The following is a 17,537-nucleotide window of genomic DNA, read 5'->3' as shown; positions in this document are numbered from 1 at the left end:
CGCGGACCCGCTCGCGTAGCGGAGGCCGAGATCACCGGCCCGGTGGCCCGGCCCCCGCCGCGAGCCGCGGCGGGCTCATCCCAAGGCCGACGCCAAGGCCGACGCCGCGCCGATGACCAGCACGGCGGTGGCCACGACGGGTACTGCGGTGGTCGAGATCGGGACCACATGCGGCCGGTAGCGCTCGCCGTCCATTTCGTCGAGTCGGGTGGGCGTCTCGGCGGAGATCTTTCGGACGATCTCCCTCTGCGTGATCATTCGCTTCCTCACTCTGCGGGTGACACGCCGGTCATGGCGCACCCCACCAACGTCGCCCGTCCGGCGCCGGGAGTCGGTCCCCCGCCCGGGCCCCGCGGCGGGTGACCCGCTCGTCCCCCACCCGGGGGACGAGCGGGTGGCCGGGCGAGGGGCCCGCGACCTCCGGTCGTTCGACCTCACCCCCGGCAGAACTCGGCCTCCACGACGCCCTGACCGTCCCCGACCCAGTCGCTGTTGAGGTTGTAGGCCAGCGAGTGTTTCCCGTCCTCGGTGGTCACGGCTTGCGACACGGAGCCGTGGACACCGCCGCCGTGACCCCAGACCACCACACCGCAGCTCAACTCGGTCCGGGTCAGGCCGAGTCCGTACCCGAGACCGTCCCGGGCCTCGATGACGCTCTTCATCCGGGCCAACTGTTCGGCCGGGAGGATCCGGCCGCCCAGCAGCGCCGAGTAGAAGCGGTTCAGGTCCGCCGAACTGGAGATCATCTCTCCGGCGGCGCCGGCGATGGACGGATTGAGTCGGGTGACGTCGTGGGTCCGCCCCGTCCCGGTGGGATCGAGCTTGGAGTAGGCGCGACCGGAGGGACGCGGCATGGTGACGCGGGTACCCGGTACGGACGTCGCCTCCAGGTCCAGCGGGTCGATGACGCGACGCCGGATCTCGTCGGCGTAGGAGGCGCCGGTGACCTCCTCGATCACCATCCCGGCGAGGATGTAGTTGGTGTTCGAGTACCCCCAGGACGTGCCCGGGGCGAAGAGCGGTTCGTGTCCCATGGCGACGGCCACCAGGCGCTCGGGAGGCAGCGTGTCGTACCGGTGGCGAAGGAAGCCGTCCTCGAGGAGGTGGGCGCGGGCGAACTCCTCGTCGGAGGTGTAGTCGTACACGCCGCTGGTGTGGTCGAGGAGGGCGCGGACGGTGATCCCGCTTCCGTCGTGACCGTTGCCCTGGACCACCCCCGGCAACCAGCGGTCCACCGTGTCGTCCAGCGAGAGCCTGCCCTCGGCCTCCAACTGTGACAGCACGGTGGCGACGAAGGTCTTGGTGATGCTGCCGACCCGGTAGCGGTCACGTGTCGACCTGGGCTCCGCCGTGCGCAGGTTCCCCACACCGACGGTGACCGTCCGGACCCGTCGGCCCTCCCGGACCTCGGCGGTGGCACCGGGCACCCCCTGACGGACGAGCGTCCGCAGCGCCTCGACAGTGCCCCGGTGGCCCCCGTTCCGCTCGACCTCCGCGACCCCGGTCGACCGGTCGCCGTCCCGCCCGGCGGTCGGTGTCGCGGCCAGAGCCGACCCCGTGAGCGCCAGCGACAGCGCCGCGGCGGCCGCGACGAGCCGACAGGCGACCCCGACCATCCTCTTCCCGCCCATGTCCCATCCCCTTCTCACTCCACCGGCACGGTCGGGGGACAAGACCTCCGCGCGCTCGACGGAGTTGCCAGGAACGATCGGGGTCGAGCGGATTCCGGCCTTTCTCGGGACGCCCCGACCCGGACCACGAACGCCGGCAGCGCCCTCGCTCGCGAGGGGCCACCGACCGCACGCGGGCGGCGCCTCGGGGCTCCCACCCCCGCCGGACTGCCCTTTCGACAGCCCGCCCGCGCGAGCGCCGTCGCGGCTTCGGGACCACCGCCGACCGAGCGGGCACGCGGAGCGGCGAACCCGTGCGCGGGGCCCCCGCCGGGCATCCCCCGTCCCCGCGCGGGTCGGCTCCGCTCGCCCTCCCGCGGAGAAGCCCCGGACGATCGTCTTCCTCGGGCGGGCGGGCCCCAAGAACGTCCGGAATCCGTCGTTCGCGGTTCACCGCCCGGCGTCCCCCCGGGTCGCCCAGTCGGCCGCCGCCGCGGGTGACACGGGCTTCCCCCTCGCGGAGGACGGCCGGCGGCATCCGACACACCCGCCCCACGCGAGGGCACCCCGGCACACACAGGAATGTCACAGGCTGCCCGGAAGATCCTCGGTGGCGCATGGCGGAAGTACGCCATGCGCCCGAACGGCCGCGATCACCACTCCCCAAACCCCCCGAATCTGCGTCAGGCTGAGCGGTCGTCCGGGACCGGATTCCGGACCGCGACCGGGGCCGGCGGGCCCCGACCGCCTCACTCGTCCCCCTACGCACAAGGGATGCCGATGACCCACACCCCCCAGAACGAACCGATACCGGGAGCGAGACGCGCCGCACGCGTCGCGGTGGCCGCCGGGCTCGTCGCGGCGCTGGCCGCCGCCGGACCGGTGCCCGTGGCCCTCGCCGCCGACGGTTCGGACGGGCCCGCTCCGACCGTCCCCGTCTCGCGGGCCGACGAAACGGCGAAGTCCGCCCACGAGAAGCTCGGTTCGGACGACGCCGAACGGCTCGCCGAGGCCAAGGCCGAGGGCGAGAAGAACGTCACGATGATGATCGCGACCGCGCCGGGCGACACCGAGCGCGTCGCCGAGGAACTCGACGCCGTGCCCGGCGGCGCCGTCGGCCTCACCCACGACAAGCTCGGCTACGTACGCGCCACCGTCCCCACCGAGCGGGCGGACGCGGCCATCGCCGCCGCCGTGAAGCTCTCCTCCGTGCACGGCATCGACCTGCGCGAGGAGATCCCGCTGGACGACCCGACGCCGGGCGGGGACACCGCGAAGGGCGCGCCCAAGGGCGCCAAGGGCAAGTACGACGGTCCCGACCGTCGTACGCCCGCCAAGAACCCCTACAACCCGTCCTTCGAGACGGGCGCCGTCGACTTCGTGCGCCAGAACCCGGAGGCGGACGGTCGCGGCATCACGATCGGCATCCTGGACTCCGGGGTCGACCTGGCCCATCCGGCGCTCCAGAAGACCACCACCGGCGAACGGAAGATCGTCGACTGGGTCACCGCCACCGACCCCGTCGTCGACGGCGACCGCACCTGGCGGCCGATGGTCAGCACCGTCACCGGCCCCGCCTTCACCTACGGCGGCGAGACCTGGAAGGCCCCGGAGGGCTCCTACCGGATCAGCTCCTTCCGCGAGTCCTACACCATCGGCGGCGACGCGGACGGCGACGCGAACCGGGACGGCGACACCACCGACTCCTGGGGGATGCTCTACGACGACGACGCCGGCACGGTCCGCGTCGACCTGAACGGGAACAACGACTTCACCGACGACACTCCGATGAAGCCGTACAAGGACGACTTCCAGATCGGGTACTTCGGCACCGACGACCCGTCCACCGACGTGGCCGAGCGCCAGCCGTTCGTGATCGAGATCCGCGAGGACGTCGTCTACAACGGCGACGGGGACACCGCCGACTTCGTCAACATCGGCGTGATCGAGGGATCGCACGGTTCGCACGTCGCGGGCATCGCCGCCGCCAACGGCCTCTTCGGCGGTCGAATGGACGGTGCGGCGCCCGGCGCGAAGATCGTCTCCTCTCGTGCCTGCACCTGGAGCGGAGGCTGCACCAACGTCGCGCTGACCGAGGGCATGATCGACCTCGTCGTCGATCGCGGCGTCGACATCGTCAACATGTCGATCGGCGGCCTCCCGGCCCTCAACGACGGCAACAACGCGCGTGCCGAGCTGTACACCCGACTGATCGACACCTACGGCGTCCAGCTGGTGATCTCCGCCGGCAACTCCGGCCCCGGGGCCAACACCATCGGGGACCCGAGCGTCGCCGACAAGGTGATCTCCGTGGGTGCTTCGGTCTCCCGCGAGACGTGGGCCGCGAACTACGGCTCCGAGGTGCGCACCAAGTACCAGATGATGCCGTTCTCCTCGCGCGGTCCGCGCGAGGACGGCGGATTCACCCCGACCCTGGTCGCGCCCGGCGCCTCGATCAACACGATCCAGACCTGGTCGCCCGGTTCCTCAGTCGCCGAGGCCGGCTACGAGCTGCCCGCGGGCTACGGCATGTTGCAGGGCACCTCGATGGCCTCCCCGCAGGCCGCCGGCGCGGCGGCACTGCTGCTGTCGGCGGCGAAGCGGGACGGCGTCGAGCTGACGCCCGCGACCCTGCGCACGGCACTCACCTCGACCGCGGACCACATCCGCGGGGTGCAGGCGTACGAGGAGGGCGCGGGCCTGATCAACGTGCCCGACGCCTGGCGCTCCATCCGCGCGGGCGCGACGGCCCACACGTACACGGTCCAGGCCCCGGTCGACACCGCCATCGACGAGTACCTCGAAACGCCGGGGTACGGCACGGGCCTGTACGACCGCGAGGGCGGTCTGGAGGCCGGCGAGCGCAGGACGTACGACATCACCCTGACCAGGACCTCGGGCGAGGACCGGGCGATCCGGCACGAGCTGCGCTTCGCGAACAACGAGGAGCGGACCTTCCGCGTCGTCGGCTCCGACGAGGTGCGTCTGCCGCTGGACGAGCCGGTGACCGTCACCGTGGAGGCCAGGCCCCGCACGGAGGGCATCAAGAGCGCCATCCTGGAGATCGACGACCCTCGCACCCAGGGCACCGACACGCTGATGCTCGCCACGGTCGTGGTCGCCCAGCCGCTGGAGGGCGGCCTGTCCGTCTCCGGCTCCGTCCAGCGCAACGCCCCCGAGTCGCACTTCGTGACCGTGCCCGAGGGCACGAAGGCGCTGGAGGTGGCGATGGGGGGTCTGACCGACGCGAGCCAGACCCGGTTCATCTCCATTCACCCGTACGGCGTGCCGGTGGACACCACCTCCACGCCCTACTGCTACAACAACTACCTCGACGGGAACGGTTGCCGCCCCGACGTGCGCTCGTACGCCGACCCGCAGCCCGGTGTCTGGGAGATCGAGGTCGAGGCCCGGCGCACCTCGCCGGTGCTGAACAACCCGTACACCCTGGACATGGCCGTCTTCGGTGCCACCTTCGAGCCCGAGTCCGTCACGGTGCCCGAGGCCCGGGTGGGCACGCCCGTGGAGGCGTCCTGGACGGTGACCAACGACCTGGACGCCATCGACGCCCTGCTCGCCGGCGGCCCCCTCGGTTCCGCCGCGTCGGACCGTCCGTCGATCGCCCAGGGCGAGGCCCTGACGACGACCGTCGAGGTTCCCGAGGGCGCCGAGTCGCTGGACGTCGCCATCGGCGGCGTCTCGGACACCGCCGCCGACCTGGACCTCACGGTGTACGACCAGGACGGCGCGGTCGTCGGGCAGTCCGCCGACGGTGACTCGGAGGAGTCCGTCTCCGTCTCCGAACCCGCCGCCGGCACCTACCGCGTCGAGGTCTACGGCTACTCGGTGCCGTCCGGCTCCACCGAGTACGACTACCGGGACGTGTACTTCTCCGAGGCCCTCGGGGCGGTCACCGTCGCCGACTCCGCTCCGCTCCGGCTGGAGACGGGCGCGTCCGCGACGGTCTCGGCCGGCGTCACGGTCCGGGCCGCCGCTCCGGAGGGCCGGGCCTTCTTCGGCCAGGTCCGGCTGGAGAACGAGAACGGCACGGTCGCGGGCTCCGGCAGCGTGGCCATCGAGAAGGTCGTCGAATAGGTCGTCGCCCTGATCGACGGCGACCTACCCGACGCCCCGGCGGCCGTTGCGCCGGGGCGTCGGGACCCGCTCCGCCTCGGGCGGGCCCTCTCCGCCCCTCGGGGCCGACAGGGCCCGCCCTTCGTGCGCTCCGGAGCGCCGGGCGAGTCTTATCTCACACCCGGTGTGGACCGGCGTCCCGGGGGCAGGCGGGCGGAAGAGCAGGGCGGCGGCCCCGGATCGGGGTCACCGGCCGCCCCGTCCCTCCGACAGCCGCCGGGCGGGACCGTCGCCACCCGCCCGTGCGGGCGGATCGGCGCCGTCCGGTATCCGGACCCACCGGGCGGAGGAGTGGAAGGCGGACCGGGGATGGTCGCATGATGGAGAGGCCCGCGCGGTACCGGCGGGCGCACGCGTGTCACGAAAGGGAGTCGTCGTGAGGGTCGGAATCGTCGGAGCCACCGGTCAGGTCGGCACGGTCATGCGCGGGATTCTCGTCGAGCGTTCCTTCCCGCTCGACGAGCTGCGGCTGTTCGCGTCCGCGCGGAGCGCCGGCCGCGTGCTGGACGGGGTGACGGTGGAGGACGCCGCGACGGCCGACTACTCCGGACTGGACATCGTGTTGTTCTCCGCGGGCGGGGCCACCTCCCGCGCCCTCGCCGAGAAGGTGGCGGCCCAGGGCGCCGTCGTCATCGACAACTCCTCGGCCTGGCGGCGCCACCCGGAGGTGCCGCTGGTGGTCTCCGAGGTGAACCCGCACGCGGTCGCCGATCGCCCCAAGGGCATCATCGCCAACCCGAACTGCACCACGATGGCCGCGATGCCGGTACTGCGCCCGCTGCACGCCGAGGCGGGCCTCGAAGCCCTGGTCGTCGCCACCTACCAGGCCGTCTCCGGTTCCGGCCTCGCCGGCGTCGACGAGCTGTACGACCAGGTCAGGAAGGTCGGTGAGGACGCGCCCAAGCTCACCCACGACGGATCCGCGGCCGTCTTCCCCAAGCCCGAGACCTACGTCGCGCCCATCGCCTACAACGTGCTGCCGATGGCCGGCTCCCTGGTGGACGACGGTCTGCGCGAGACCGACGAGGAGCAGAAGCTCCGCCACGAGTCCCGCAAGATCCTGGGGATCCCCGAGTTGAAGGTCTCCGGCACCTGCGTCCGCGTCCCCGTCTTCACGGGCCACTCGCTGCAGATCCACGCCCGTTTCGCCCGACCTCTCGGCGTGGAGCGCGCCACCGAGCTGCTCGCCGGGGCACCGGGCGTCGTCGTCACCGACGTGCCCACCCCGCTGCGCGCCGCGGGTCGGGACTCCTCCTACGTGGGCCGCATCCGCGTGGACGAGACCGTGGACAACGGCCTGGCCCTCTTCGTCTCCGGGGACAACCTGCGCAAGGGGGCGGCCCTGAACGCGGTGCAGGTGGCCGAGCTGGTGGCGGCCGAGCGCGCCGGCTAGCCCTCCGGCGCACCGGCACCCTCGGGTGAGAGGCCCGCCGTTCCCGGTGTCACCGGGGGCCGGCGGGCCTCCCCGCGTCCACCCGTCGAGGCCAGGGCGGCACTCGGAGCGGGCAGGCTCCGACCGACGAGAACCGGACATCGCGCCCGGCGCGTCGGGCGTGGAAGGATGACGCGACGCACACGAAACGAGGAGATGACCGCGTGCCTGGCACAAACCTGACTCGCGAAGAGGCACGGCGGCGGGCGAAGCTGCTCACCGTCGACTCCTACGAGATCGACCTGGATCTGTCCGGGGCCCAGGGAGACGACACCTTCCGGTCCGTTACCACGGTGCGCTTCGACGTCGCCGCCGACGCGGACGGGGAGGCGGCGTCGTTCATCGACCTGGTGGCCCCCACCGTCCACGAGGTCACTCTGAACGGCGACGCGCTGGTGCCGGGCGAGGTGTTCGCCAACGCGCGGATCGCCCTGCCGGGCCTGTTGCCCGGCCGCAACGTCCTGAGGGTGGTCGCCGACTGCGCGTACACCAACACGGGTGAGGGACTGCACAAGTTCGTCGATCCGGTGGACGAACAGGTTTACTTGTACACCCAGTTCGAGGTGCCGGACGCCCGCCGGGTGTTCGCGAGCTTCGAGCAGCCCGACCTCAAGGCGACCTTCCGCTTCACCGTGAAGGCACCCGAGGGCTGGACGGTCGTCTCCAACTCCCCCACGCCGGAACCTCGGGACAACGTGTGGGCCTTCGCGCCGACCCCGCGGATCTCGACCTACATCACCGCCCTCGTCGTCGGCCCCTACCACTCGGTGCACAGCGTCTACGAGAAGGACGGCCAGAGCGTGCCGCTCGGCATCTACTGCCGGCCCTCGCTCGCCGAACACCTCGACTCCGACGCCATCTTCGAGGTCACCCGACAGGGCTTCGACTGGTTCCAGGAGAAGTTCCACTACCCCTACCCGTTCGAGAAGTACGACCAGTTGTTCGTGCCGGAGTTCAACGCGGGGGCGATGGAGAACGCGGGCGCGGTCACCATCCGCGACCAGTACATCTTCCGGTCGAAGGTGACGGACGCCGCGTACGAGGTGCGCGCCGAGACCATCCTGCACGAGCTGGCCCACATGTGGTTCGGCGACCTGGTCACCATGGAGTGGTGGAACGACCTCTGGTTGAACGAGTCGTTCGCCACCTACACCTCGATCGCCTGCCAGGCCGCGGCGCCCGGATCCCGGTGGCCGCACTCCTGGACGACGTTCGCCAACTCGATGAAGACCTGGGCCTACCGACAGGACCAGTTGCCCTCCACCCACCCGATCATGGCGGACATCGGCGACCTGGACGACGTTCTCGTCAACTTCGACGGCATCACCTACGCCAAGGGCGCCTCCGTCCTGAAGCAACTGGTCGCCTACGTCGGCGAGGACGAGTTCTTCCGGGGCGTGCAGGCCTACTTCGAGCGCCACGCGTTCGGCAACACCCGATTGACGGACCTGCTCGGCGCGCTGGAGGAGACCTCTGGCCGGGACCTGTCGGCCTGGTCCCGGGCCTGGTTGGAGACGGCCGGGATCAACGTCCTTCGGCCCGTCGTCGATGTCGACGCCGAGGGACGCATCGTCTCCTTCGCCGTCCGGCAGGAGGCCCCCGCGCTGCCGGCGGGCGCCACGGGCGAGCCGACGTTGCGCCCGCATCGCATCGCCATCGGCTGCTACGAGCCGGACGCGTCAGGAAAGCTGGTGCGTGGCGAGCGCGTGGAGCTGGACGTGGACGGCGAGTTGACGGACGTGCCTCAGCTCGTCGGCGCCAAGCGCCCGGCGGTCGTGCTGCTGAACGACGACGACCTCTCCTACGCCAAGGTCCGGCTCGACGAGGAGTCCCTGGCCTTCGTCACCGCGCGCCTGGGCGACTTCGAGCAGTCCCTGCCCCGTGCCCTGTGCTGGGCGTCCGCCTGGGACATGACGCGCGACGCGGAGCTACCCGCTCGGGACTACCTCTCCCTGGTGCTGTCCGGCATCGCCAAGGAGTCGGACATCGGCGTGGTGCAGTCGCTGCAACGCCAGGTGAAACTCGCGATCGACCTCTACGCGGCCCCGACCGCCCGGGAGGAACTGCTCACCCGCTGGACGGAGGCCACGCTAGACCACCTCCACACGGCGACCCCGGGCGGCGACCACCAACTGGCCTGGGCGCGCGCGTTCGCCGAGACCGCCCGGACGTCGGAGCAGCTCGACCTCCTGCGGGGTCTGTTGGACGGCTCTGGGGAGATCGAGGGTCTGGCCGTCGACACCGAGCTGCGCTGGGCGTTCGTCCAACGGCTGGCGGCGACGGGTCGGTTCGCCGAGACGGAGATCGACGCCGAGCACGCCCGGGACCGGACCGCGGCGGGCGACCGGCACGCCGCCACCGCGCGCGCGGCGCGGCCGACGGCGGAAGCGAAGGCGGAGGCCTGGGCCTCGGTGGTCGAGTCGGACAAGCTGCCGAACGCCGTGCAGGCGGCGGTGATCGCGGGGTTTGTCCAGACCGACCAGCGGGAGCTGCTCGCCCCCTACACCGAGCGGTACTTCGAGGTGCTCAAGGGCGCGTGGGAGACCCGCTCGCACGAGATGGCCCAGCAGATCGCCATCGGCCTCTACCCCGCGGTCCAGGTGTCCCGGGACACCCTGGAGCGGACGGACGCCTGGCTTTCGGAGGCCGAGCCGAGCGCGGCCCTGCGGCGCCTGGTGTCGGAGTCCCGGTCCGGCGTCGAGCGGGCGCTGCGGGCCCGCGCCGCGGACGCGGCGGCCCACTGACCGACCGAGCGCGGGCGTCCGGCGAACCGCCGGGCGCCCGGTGGCCACGCGCGGAGTTCGCCGGGTGGCCCCCTCCACCGAGTGGCGGAGGCGCGTCCCCCCGACTCTCGGGCCGGCGGGGGGACGCGACGTCGCCGGCCACTCTGCGAGGCTCGATGGTCGAGGCCCATCTCTTGACCAGGGAGAACGTCCATCATGACCGAGTACGCGCTCCTCGGCGTCGCCGACGCCTCCGCCGACCCGTTCCTGCGGGAGACCGACACGGGGAAGACGCCTGAGCGGGGCATGCCCGTAGGCGCCGCCCTCTCGGCCGCCCTCGGTGTGTGCGCGTGGGTGGCCATCGTCACCGTCCTGGCGGTGGAGGCCGCGGTCGCCTGACCGACGCACCCTTGACGCCCTGCCCGCCGAGGCTCAGCCGACGTGCGCGGCGAGGGCGGACTCGATCTCGCGCGGGCCGGCCTCGGTCGCGGCCCACGCCACGTACCCGTCGGGCCTGACCAGCAGCGTCGTCCGGCGGTCGCCCGCCCAGCGGGTCACGGCGAGTCGGCCCTCGTCCGGGCGGTCCGGGGTCGCGCCACCGTCCGGCGTGACGAGCACGAACCTGCCGCCGCGCAGCGCCTCGAAGAGCCGACCGCCACCGGCGAGGGCCACGTCGGGGACGCGCACGCCGACCAGAGGGTGGGCGCCTCGGGGCGCGGGGTAGCGGTAGCCGATCCCGGAGATCTGACCGATCACCCGCCGGCGGACGGGACCCACCCGAGAGAGGACGGCGGTGGCGACGGCCCGCGCCGTCCGAGTCCAGGGGCGGTCGGCGGTCACCAGCCGCACGATGGCCCCGCTGCTGCGCAGCGCCGCACGCCCCACCGGGTGTCGTTCGGCCTGGTAGGTGTCGAGGAGTTCGGGCGCGGCGTGTCCGCGAAGCACGGCGGCCAGCTTCCAGGACAGGTTGGCCGCGTCCTGGAGCCCGGTGTTCATGCCCTGTCCCCCCGCCGGAGTGTGGACGTGGGCCGCGTCGCCCGCGAGGAAGACCCGACCGACACGGTAGGCGGGCGCCTGACGCTCGTCGCTGTGGAACCGCGACATCCAGCGGGCGTCGCGTATCCCGAGGTCACGGCCGAGGGCCAGGCGGGTGATCTCCCTGACCTCGGCCAGGCTCACCGGCCGGCCGTCGGGCTCGTTCCGCTCCCGGTGCCAGCACACGACCCGGTGGTAGCCGTCTCCGAACGGCACGAGGAGCGCGAAGGCACCACGAGAGCCGTCGACCGTCAGCAGGGCTTCGGGGTCCTCGCCGAGGCGCACGTCGGCCAGGACGACGGACCGGATGACGGTGTGCCCGGGGAAGGGCAGGCCGAGCGAGCCGCGCACGGTACTGCGGAGGCCGTCGGCGCCGACGACGTAGGCGGCCCGCAGCGTCCCCGGGGATCCGTCGGGGTCACGGACGTCGACGGTGACGCCGTCCCGGTCCTGGCGGACACCGGTCACCTCCGTCTCGTACCGGAATGCCGCTCCGCGGGCGACGGCTCGCCGCTCCAGGGCGCGCTCCACTTCGTACTGCGGGACCACGAGGAGGTGGCGGTGGCGGGAGGGCAGCTCGCCCAGATCGAGGGTGAGTCGGCCGAAGACGCGCAGCCGCTCCAGCGGACGCCCCATCGGCTCCAGTTCGTCGAGGAGGCCGCGGACGTCGAACTGTTCCAGGGTGCGGGCGTGCACGGCGAAGGCACGGGTGAGGTTGTCGATCCCCGGCGGGCGCTTCTCGACGACGGTGACGGGGATGCCGGCGTCGGCCAGGTCTCCCGCCAGCAACAGACCGGTCGGGCCGGAGCCCACGACAACGACGGAGGGGCGAGGGCCGTCGTCGAGCGTCTCGTTCATGGGTCTCCTCCGGTGGGTCGGTCGCACCGGCGGGGCCCGCGCCGGAGCGGAGAACGGTGGGCCGACGAGCGTGGAACGACAAGCGTGGGCCGGCGGACCCGTCCGCCTCGTCCGACCGCCCACACGGGGCGACAGTCGAGCCGGAGCCTGTTGCCAGGCTAGGGCGGGCACGAAGGGACGTCAACATGTGTTGGCAAACGCGTGTTGACATCGCGGACCGGAGGCCGGAAAGCAGACACCGAGGGGACTCACCGACGAATTCCGGCCAACGAACGTTGACATATTCTGGCGGCATGCCCCCACCGACCTCTCGGCGCTCGGACACCACCCGAGCCGCCATTCTCGAAGCCGCGCGCGAGCGCTTCGCCTTGGACGGATACGAACGGACCACCATCAGGGCCGTCGCCCGGGACGCCCGCATCGACCCCTCGATGGTGATGCGCTACTACGGCAGCAAGGAGGGCCTGTTCGCGGCGGCGGCCACCGTGGACCTCGGTCTCCCCGACCCCTCGACCCTGCCCCGCGACACCGTCGGAGAGGCCCTGGTGCGCCACTTCCTCGACCTCTGGGAGGAGAACGAGGTCCCGACGGCCCTCCTGAGGGTCGCCGCCGCGAATCAGGCGGGGGCCGAGCGCACCCAGGGCGTGTTCAGAGACCAACTGCTGCCCCTGGTCGCCCGGATCTGCCCGGACCCCGAGCAGGTACCGACGCGGGCCGCGTTGGCCGCCTCCCAACTGCTCGGGCTCGCCCTGACCCGGTATGTGCTGCGTCTTCCGCCGGCCGCGGCCATGCCCCCCGAGGAGATCGTGGCGTGGCTGGCCCCCACGCTCCAGCGCTATCTAACGGCGCCGAGCCCCTGACCGGGCCGGGACACCGGCTCGTGCCGGGTCCGAGCCACGCCCCCGCCGCCGTCCCCTGCCCGCCAGGCCCCCGGAGGGGACCCGCCCGCCTTCCACCGAAGGCACCGGCACCGCGACCACACGTCGTCCGGGCCGCTACACCGAAACGCCCCGATCGGCGACTTCCGCGGCCGCGTCCCGCCCCGACAGCGAGGGAGGCACCGACCCATCGCCACGTACCCGCCCCTGCCGGTCGGCACGGTCACCGGCGCCTGCCACGACGCGAACGGGACCAGACGGTGCGACGCGCGCCGTCAGGACTTGGTGTCCGCCGCGGCGGCCTCGGCCCCGGAGGGGCGGGCCTTGACCAGGTGCTCGGGCTTGGACCGGTCCAGGGCCATGGTGATGCCGGCGATGACCAGGAAGAGGACGATCGGGGTGAAGACGAACAACCCCAGCGTCTCGACGACGCTCAGGCCGGGGCCGGGGTCGTCGCCGTCGTCGCGGGTCAGTGCCGACGCGGGGGACGACACGAGCAGCAGCATCAGCGTCGTACCGGCGCCCAGGACGCCGGCGCGCAGGGCGTTCTTCTTCTCCACGGTCCACAAGTTGTCCACGGTCCACAAGGTAGCGAACGCTCGGGGGCCGCGCGCGCTCGGGGTGCCCCACCGCCACACCTCCCGCCGGGGCGGTGGGGCACCCCGACCGCGCGGCGGGCCGCCCGCGCCGCCACGCGGTCGACGCCGATCCACGCCGACGCGCCCCGGTCAGCGGCCCGTGCCGGCCCGGACCGCCTCCAGCAGCGCGTGCAACCGAGGCGATTCGGCCAGCTCCTCCAAGGTGACCGGCCGGCCCGAGGCGTCGGCGATCGGGAGCCGCCAGTTCGGGTACTGGTCGCGGGTGCCGGGCAGGTTCTGCGGCCGGCGGTCGCCGATCGCGTCGGGCAGCCAGATGCCGACCAAACGGGCGGGGGTGGCCAACAGGCACCGGTAGACGGCCCGGATGGCGGCCTCCTCCGAGAGGGAGCCGCTCTCCGCCTCGGGCAGGAGGCCGAGTTCGGAGAAGAGCGCGACCCACTCCCGGGTGTCGGCCTCCGCCGCCGCCCGTTCCGTCTCGACCGAGCGGTCCAGCAGCCCGAGCCCCGCACGCAGCTCGACATGGCCGCCGGTGAGGCGGGAGGCGACCGGAGGCAGATCGTGCGTGGTGGCGGCGGCCAGCGTGTCCGCGCGCCAGCGGACCGGGTGAAGTGGTCCGCCGTCGCCCTCGTGATCCCGCTCGAACCACAGCACCGACGTGCCGAGCACTCCGCGTTCGCGCAGCGCCTCGCGCATGTGGGGTTCCACGGTGCCGAGGTCCTCGCCGATCACCACGACCCCCGCGCGGGCCGCCTCCAGCACCAGGACGGCCAGCATGGCCTCGGCGTCGTAGCGGACGTAGACACCTTCGGAGGGCGGACGGCCGCGGGGGACCCACCAGAGGCGGAAGAGGCCCATCACGTGGTCCACGCGTACGGCGCCCGCGTGACGGAAGAGGCCGCGCAACAGGTCACGGAAGGGCGCGTACCCCGACTCGGCGAGCCGGTCCGGTCGCAAGGGTGGCAGTCCCCAGTCCTGGCCTCGGGAGTCGAAGGCGTCCGGTGGGGCGCCCGCCGCCATCCCGGTGGCGTACCGCTCCGGGTGTGCCCAGACGTCGGAGCCACCCGGGTGGACACCGACGGCGAGGTCGTGCACGACGCCGACCGACATCCCGGCGGCACGCGCGGTGAGCTGGGCTTCCGCGAGCTGGCACTCGGTGAGCCAGGCGAGCCAGGAATGGAAGTCGACGCGCTCCATGAGCCGGGCCCTGGCCCGGGCCGTGGCCCGCGAGCGCGGGTCGCGCAGGGCCTCGGGCCAGCGACGCCAGTCGGGGCCGTGGGCCTCGGCGAGGGCGCACCAGGTGGCGTGGTCCTCCAGATCCCTGCCTCGGTCGGCGAGGTAGTCGTGGTAGGCGGCGTTGCGACCGGGGCCGAGCGGCACGGGTCGCAGCACTTCCAGCGCCTGGCGTTTCAGCGCCCACACCGAGTCCCGGTCGATCAGGGCGCCGCCCTCCAGAACCGAGGCGCGCAGCCGCTCGGCCTGCTCCAGCAGGGGGCGCAGTCTGGCGCGGCCGGACTCTTCGAGGTGGGCGAACTCGGGGACGTACTCGATCCGCAGATGGACGGGGTCGGGGAAGCGCCGGGAGGAGGGGCGGTAGGGGGAATGATCGGAGGGGCTGCCCGGGACCATCGCGTGAAGGGGATTGACCTGCACGAATCCGGCGCCGAGGGTCCGTCCGGCCCAGGATGCCAGCTCGGCGAGGTCGCCTAGGTCCCCCATGCCCCAGGAGTTGGCCGAGAGCAGCGAGTAGAGCTGCACCAACAGTCCGTAGGTCCGTCCGGTCGGGGTGGGGAGTCGCGACGGGGCGACGACGAGGTGGCAGCGCGCGGTTCGGCCGTCGGGCGCCGTGGCGGTGAGTCGGTGTACGCCGGGGGGCAGGTCGCCGATGTCGGCGCGGGGGCCGGCGCGGACTCCGGTGCGGATGTCGCCCTGCTCGGTGTCGACCCGCAGGCGGGTGCCCTCGGGCAGGGCCTTCAGCGGCGTCGGCGTCTCGCCGCCGCCCCAACGGACCAGGGTGGGAGGCAGGAGTCGGGCCGCCAGCTCCGCCTCGCGGGCGGCGATCGAGGCGCGGATCGCGTCCGGATCGCCGGCGTCGACGCCGAGGGCCGCCAGGGCCGAGGCGACGGCGGTCGCCGAGGCGGGCACCGTGCGGTCGGGAGCGGGTCGGTAGGAGGTGTCGACGCCGTACAGGGCGGCGAGCCGGGACAGGTCCCCGGCTTCCGGCTCGGCCGACCCGGCGGCTGTCATCTACGACCTCGGAACTTCCGGGACCTCGAAGGAGGGGACGCCTTGCTCGGGCACCACCGCGGTCAGTTCGGGCGAGGATTCGCTGGTCAGCGGCATCGCGTCGGCGAAGGGCGACTCGCTGGTGAGCGGCTCGGCCTCGGGGAGGGGCGGTTCGCTGGTCAGCGGGGCCTCCACGCAGAGGGCCTCGGAACCGAAGGCGCACGGGTCGAGGCCGTCCGTGTCCGGGTGGGTGCAGGTGTCGGCGGACGGCTCCGCCAGGGGTTTGGACGGAGCGTGAAGCGGACTGTATGCCGTTGCGGCCACGGGGTCTCCTTGTCGAGCACGGCTTCTGCGGTCCAGTGCAGCCCTACCCAGCCGACGCCCGGACAGACGCCCCGGAGGGGGCGACGTGCTCCTCTTCACATTGTGCCTCCCAAAGCGCCGGACGGACCGGTGCGATTCCGTCGAACGGACCAGCACCGGTGACACGCCCGTCCGGGAAGCGGTGGGCTGGACGCCATTGTGATGAGGCTGTTATCCGGCCTTGACCCGGGGGACGGAGAGCGAGAGGGCGGGGAGGGGCCATGCGAGCGCGACATGGGACGGGGTTCCTGGAGACCGCCCTCCCCCTCGCCCCGACGCTGCTGTCGGCCGGGCTCGGGGGCGTGGCGATCGGCGCCTGGTACAGCTCGGTGACGGGGGTCCTCTCGGTGCCCGCCGAGTCCCTCCTGGTGCCGGCGGCGGTGTACGTGGCCTGCGTGTCGGCCGCCGCGACGACCCTGCCGGCGCTGGGACGATCGGTGCGACCGGCGGAGCTGCGGTACACCTGACGCCGCGCCCTCCCGGGTCCCGGCGTGCGGGTGCGGCGGAGGACGCGTGCCACCGCCGGACCGCCTGCCCGGTCGGTGACGGGGGCGGTGCCGCGGGGGTCGCCGGCGTTACACGCGTCGCGCCGCCGTGGTGGCGGGAGCCGTGTCCGCCGAGCCGCCGGCGCCCGCGAGGTGGCGCAGGATGATGGCGTTGACGACGTCCGGGCGCTCCAGGTAGCCGAAGTGCCCGGCGTCCTCCACGAGATCGAAACCGGCGCCGGGGATGGAGTCGGCGAGGGCCCGGCCGTGTCGCGGCGGTGTGATCAGGTCGTCCGCGAAGGCGATCACGTGGCAGGGCGCGGTGACGCCCGCGTAGGCGGCGCGGCGGTCGGGCATCGGCTGGAGAGCGAGTTGGGCGCGGACGCCCGGGCCGTCGGGGCCGGCGAGTTCGAGCAGCGCGAGCCAGTCGGTGATCGCCTCCTCGTCGTCCAGAGTGGCGGGCGAGAGCATCTGCATCGCCCGGACCGTCGCCCGGTAGTGCGCCGGCAACGCCGGCTCCGAGTAGCCGAGTTCGACCTCGGCCATCGCCAACCGCGCCCGGAGCACGTCGGGGTGGGCGCGGCTCGCCATGAGCACGGCGCTTCGCACCAGTTCGGGTCGGGCCAGGGCGAGTTCCTGCACCACGTAGGCGCCCATGGACGTGCCCACCAGCCGCACCGGGCCGGGCTCCAGACGCTCGATCAGCCCCGCCAGGTCGGCCACGAGGTCGTCGACGCCGAAGCCCTCGGCGCACTCGTCGCTCGGCGGGATGCCCCTGCTGTCGTAGACGTAGGCCGTGTAGCCGGCCTCCACCAGGGCCGGCACCTGGTGCATGAGCCAGGCTCGGCCGGAGGTGCCCGCCCCGCCGACGAGGAAGACCGGTTCGCCCGAGCCGTGCCGCTCCCAGCGCAGACGTACCCCGTCGACGGTGACGAACGGCATCAGCGCCCGGCCCCGGCGGGCCCCAGACGGGCCGCGTGCGACTCGACGTAGTCCAGGGCGCCCTCCCGGTCGGGCCCGGAGAAGACGGTGCGCCACCCGGCGGGCGACGGCAGGAACGGCCGCCACAACGCGTGCTGCCCCTCCCCGTCGGTCACGACCAGCCAGTCCCCCTCGCCTTCCTCGAAGGGGCTGCCCGACACCGTGTCGGAGGCCACCGCCGCCGTCGCGCCACTGCCGCTGTTCGCGGACATCTCG

General features: G+C 73.0%; 14 protein-coding genes. 6 read left to right on the top strand and 8 right to left on the bottom strand.

From position 1 onward, the window contains the following. Positions 1–75: 75 nt before the first annotated feature. Together JEK78_RS15445 and JEK78_RS15440 are read right to left on the bottom strand one after the other, a co-directional pair. Positions 76–258: a hypothetical protein gene (locus JEK78_RS15445; protein WP_200259572.1), complete on the bottom strand. Its 183-nt coding sequence runs from the start codon at positions 256–258 to the stop codon at positions 76–78. Between the two features lie 176 nt (positions 259–434). Then, complete coding sequence (locus JEK78_RS15440; protein WP_242483093.1) at positions 435–1,631, bottom strand: serine hydrolase domain-containing protein; 1,197 nt, start codon at positions 1,629–1,631, stop codon at positions 435–437. A 759-nt stretch (positions 1,632–2,390) separates the two neighbouring features. On the opposite strand from JEK78_RS15440, the gene JEK78_RS15435 reads away from it, so the two are divergent. The 4 genes from JEK78_RS15435 (at position 2,391) to JEK78_RS15420 (ending at position 10,298) form a co-directional block, all read left to right on the top strand. Next, on the top strand, positions 2,391–5,705 hold the full coding sequence (locus JEK78_RS15435) for a S8 family serine peptidase (RefSeq protein WP_200259569.1): 3,315 nt from the start codon (positions 2,391–2,393) through the stop codon (positions 5,703–5,705). A gap of 415 nt (positions 5,706–6,120) precedes the next feature. After that, positions 6,121–7,137 carry an aspartate-semialdehyde dehydrogenase gene (locus JEK78_RS15430; RefSeq protein ID WP_200259566.1) on the top strand — a complete coding sequence of 339 codons (1,017 nt, stop codon included), beginning with the start codon at positions 6,121–6,123 and terminating at the stop codon, positions 7,135–7,137. Positions 7,138–7,340: 203 nt separating this feature from the next. After that, positions 7,341–9,920 (top strand): aminopeptidase N, encoded by a 2,580-nt coding sequence (gene pepN, locus JEK78_RS15425; protein ID WP_200259563.1) that lies wholly within the window; start codon positions 7,341–7,343, stop codon positions 9,918–9,920. A gap of 195 nt (positions 9,921–10,115) precedes the next feature. Continuing rightward, a complete protein-coding gene (locus JEK78_RS15420; RefSeq protein ID WP_200259560.1) occupies positions 10,116–10,298 on the top strand; it encodes a hypothetical protein in 183 nt (60 codons plus the stop codon). 33 nt (positions 10,299–10,331) lie between these two features. Here the strand turns inward: JEK78_RS15420 and JEK78_RS15415 are convergent, their stop codons facing one another. Continuing rightward, entirely contained in the window at positions 10,332–11,792 is a 1,461-nt protein-coding gene (locus JEK78_RS15415; RefSeq protein WP_200259557.1) for an FAD-dependent monooxygenase, read from the bottom strand. A gap of 293 nt (positions 11,793–12,085) precedes the next feature. Between JEK78_RS15415 and JEK78_RS15410 the strand changes: the two genes are divergently transcribed. Beyond that, complete coding sequence (locus tag JEK78_RS15410; protein WP_200259554.1) at positions 12,086–12,652, top strand: TetR family transcriptional regulator; 567 nt, start codon at positions 12,086–12,088, stop codon at positions 12,650–12,652. A gap of 293 nt (positions 12,653–12,945) precedes the next feature. Here JEK78_RS15410 and JEK78_RS15405 read toward each other — a convergent pair whose 3' ends face one another. From JEK78_RS15405 to JEK78_RS15395, 3 genes are all read right to left on the bottom strand, one after another. Then, positions 12,946–13,230 carry a hypothetical protein gene (locus tag JEK78_RS15405; RefSeq protein ID WP_200264196.1) on the bottom strand — a complete coding sequence of 95 codons (285 nt, stop codon included), beginning with the start codon at positions 13,228–13,230 and terminating at the stop codon, positions 12,946–12,948. A 168-nt stretch (positions 13,231–13,398) separates the two neighbouring features. Then, positions 13,399–15,513, bottom strand: coding sequence for a 4-alpha-glucanotransferase (gene malQ, locus JEK78_RS15400; protein ID WP_200259551.1), 2,115 nt, complete (start codon positions 15,511–15,513; stop codon positions 13,399–13,401). Next, positions 15,514–15,816: a hypothetical protein gene (locus tag JEK78_RS15395; RefSeq protein ID WP_200259548.1), complete on the bottom strand. Its 303-nt coding sequence runs from the start codon at positions 15,814–15,816 to the stop codon at positions 15,514–15,516. It abuts the gene before it with no gap. Between the two features lie 260 nt (positions 15,817–16,076). On the opposite strand from JEK78_RS15395, the gene JEK78_RS15390 reads away from it, so the two are divergent. Beyond that, positions 16,077–16,322: a hypothetical protein gene (locus JEK78_RS15390; protein WP_200259545.1), complete on the top strand. Its 246-nt coding sequence runs from the start codon at positions 16,077–16,079 to the stop codon at positions 16,320–16,322. Between the two features lie 108 nt (positions 16,323–16,430). Here JEK78_RS15390 and JEK78_RS15385 read toward each other — a convergent pair whose 3' ends face one another. Together JEK78_RS15385 and JEK78_RS15380 are read right to left on the bottom strand one after the other, a co-directional pair. After that, on the bottom strand, positions 16,431–17,282 hold the full coding sequence (locus tag JEK78_RS15385) for an alpha/beta hydrolase (RefSeq protein WP_200259542.1): 852 nt from the start codon (positions 17,280–17,282) through the stop codon (positions 16,431–16,433). Beyond that, positions 17,282–17,533 (bottom strand): MbtH family NRPS accessory protein, encoded by a 252-nt coding sequence (locus JEK78_RS15380; protein ID WP_242483092.1) that lies wholly within the window; start codon positions 17,531–17,533, stop codon positions 17,282–17,284. Before JEK78_RS15380 ends, JEK78_RS15385 begins: the two co-directional genes overlap by 1 nt. Positions 17,534–17,537: the final 4 nt, after the last annotated feature.

The organism is Streptomyces sp. HSG2 (assembly GCF_016598575.1).
Lineage (GTDB): Bacteria > Actinomycetota > Actinomycetes > Streptomycetales > Streptomycetaceae > Streptomyces.
The sequence above is the reverse complement of the archived record's forward strand: the minus strand, read 5'-3'. Positions and strand labels throughout refer to the sequence as shown.

Coding starts and splice junctions, on each gene's coding strand:
- JEK78_RS15445 (WP_200259572.1), bottom strand. CDS start 258: ATGATCACGCAGAGGGAGATCGTCCGAAAGATCTCCGCCGAGACGCCC.
- JEK78_RS15440 (WP_242483093.1), bottom strand. CDS start 1,631: ATGGGCGGGAAGAGGATGGTCGGGGTCGCCTGTCGGCTCGTCGCGGCC.
- JEK78_RS15435 (WP_200259569.1), top strand. CDS start 2,391: ATGACCCACACCCCCCAGAACGAACCGATACCGGGAGCGAGACGCGCC.
- JEK78_RS15420 (WP_200259560.1), top strand. CDS start 10,116: ATGACCGAGTACGCGCTCCTCGGCGTCGCCGACGCCTCCGCCGACCCG.
- JEK78_RS15415 (WP_200259557.1), bottom strand. CDS start 11,792: ATGAACGAGACGCTCGACGACGGCCCTCGCCCCTCCGTCGTTGTCGTG.
- JEK78_RS15410 (WP_200259554.1), top strand. CDS start 12,086: ATGCCCCCACCGACCTCTCGGCGCTCGGACACCACCCGAGCCGCCATT.
- malQ (WP_200259551.1), bottom strand. CDS start 15,513: ATGACAGCCGCCGGGTCGGCCGAGCCGGAAGCCGGGGACCTGTCCCGG.
- JEK78_RS15390 (WP_200259545.1), top strand. CDS start 16,077: ATGCGAGCGCGACATGGGACGGGGTTCCTGGAGACCGCCCTCCCCCTC.
- JEK78_RS15385 (WP_200259542.1), bottom strand. CDS start 17,282: ATGCCGTTCGTCACCGTCGACGGGGTACGTCTGCGCTGGGAGCGGCAC.
- JEK78_RS15380 (WP_242483092.1), bottom strand. CDS start 17,533: ATGTCCGCGAACAGCGGCAGTGGCGCGACGGCGGCGGTGGCCTCCGAC.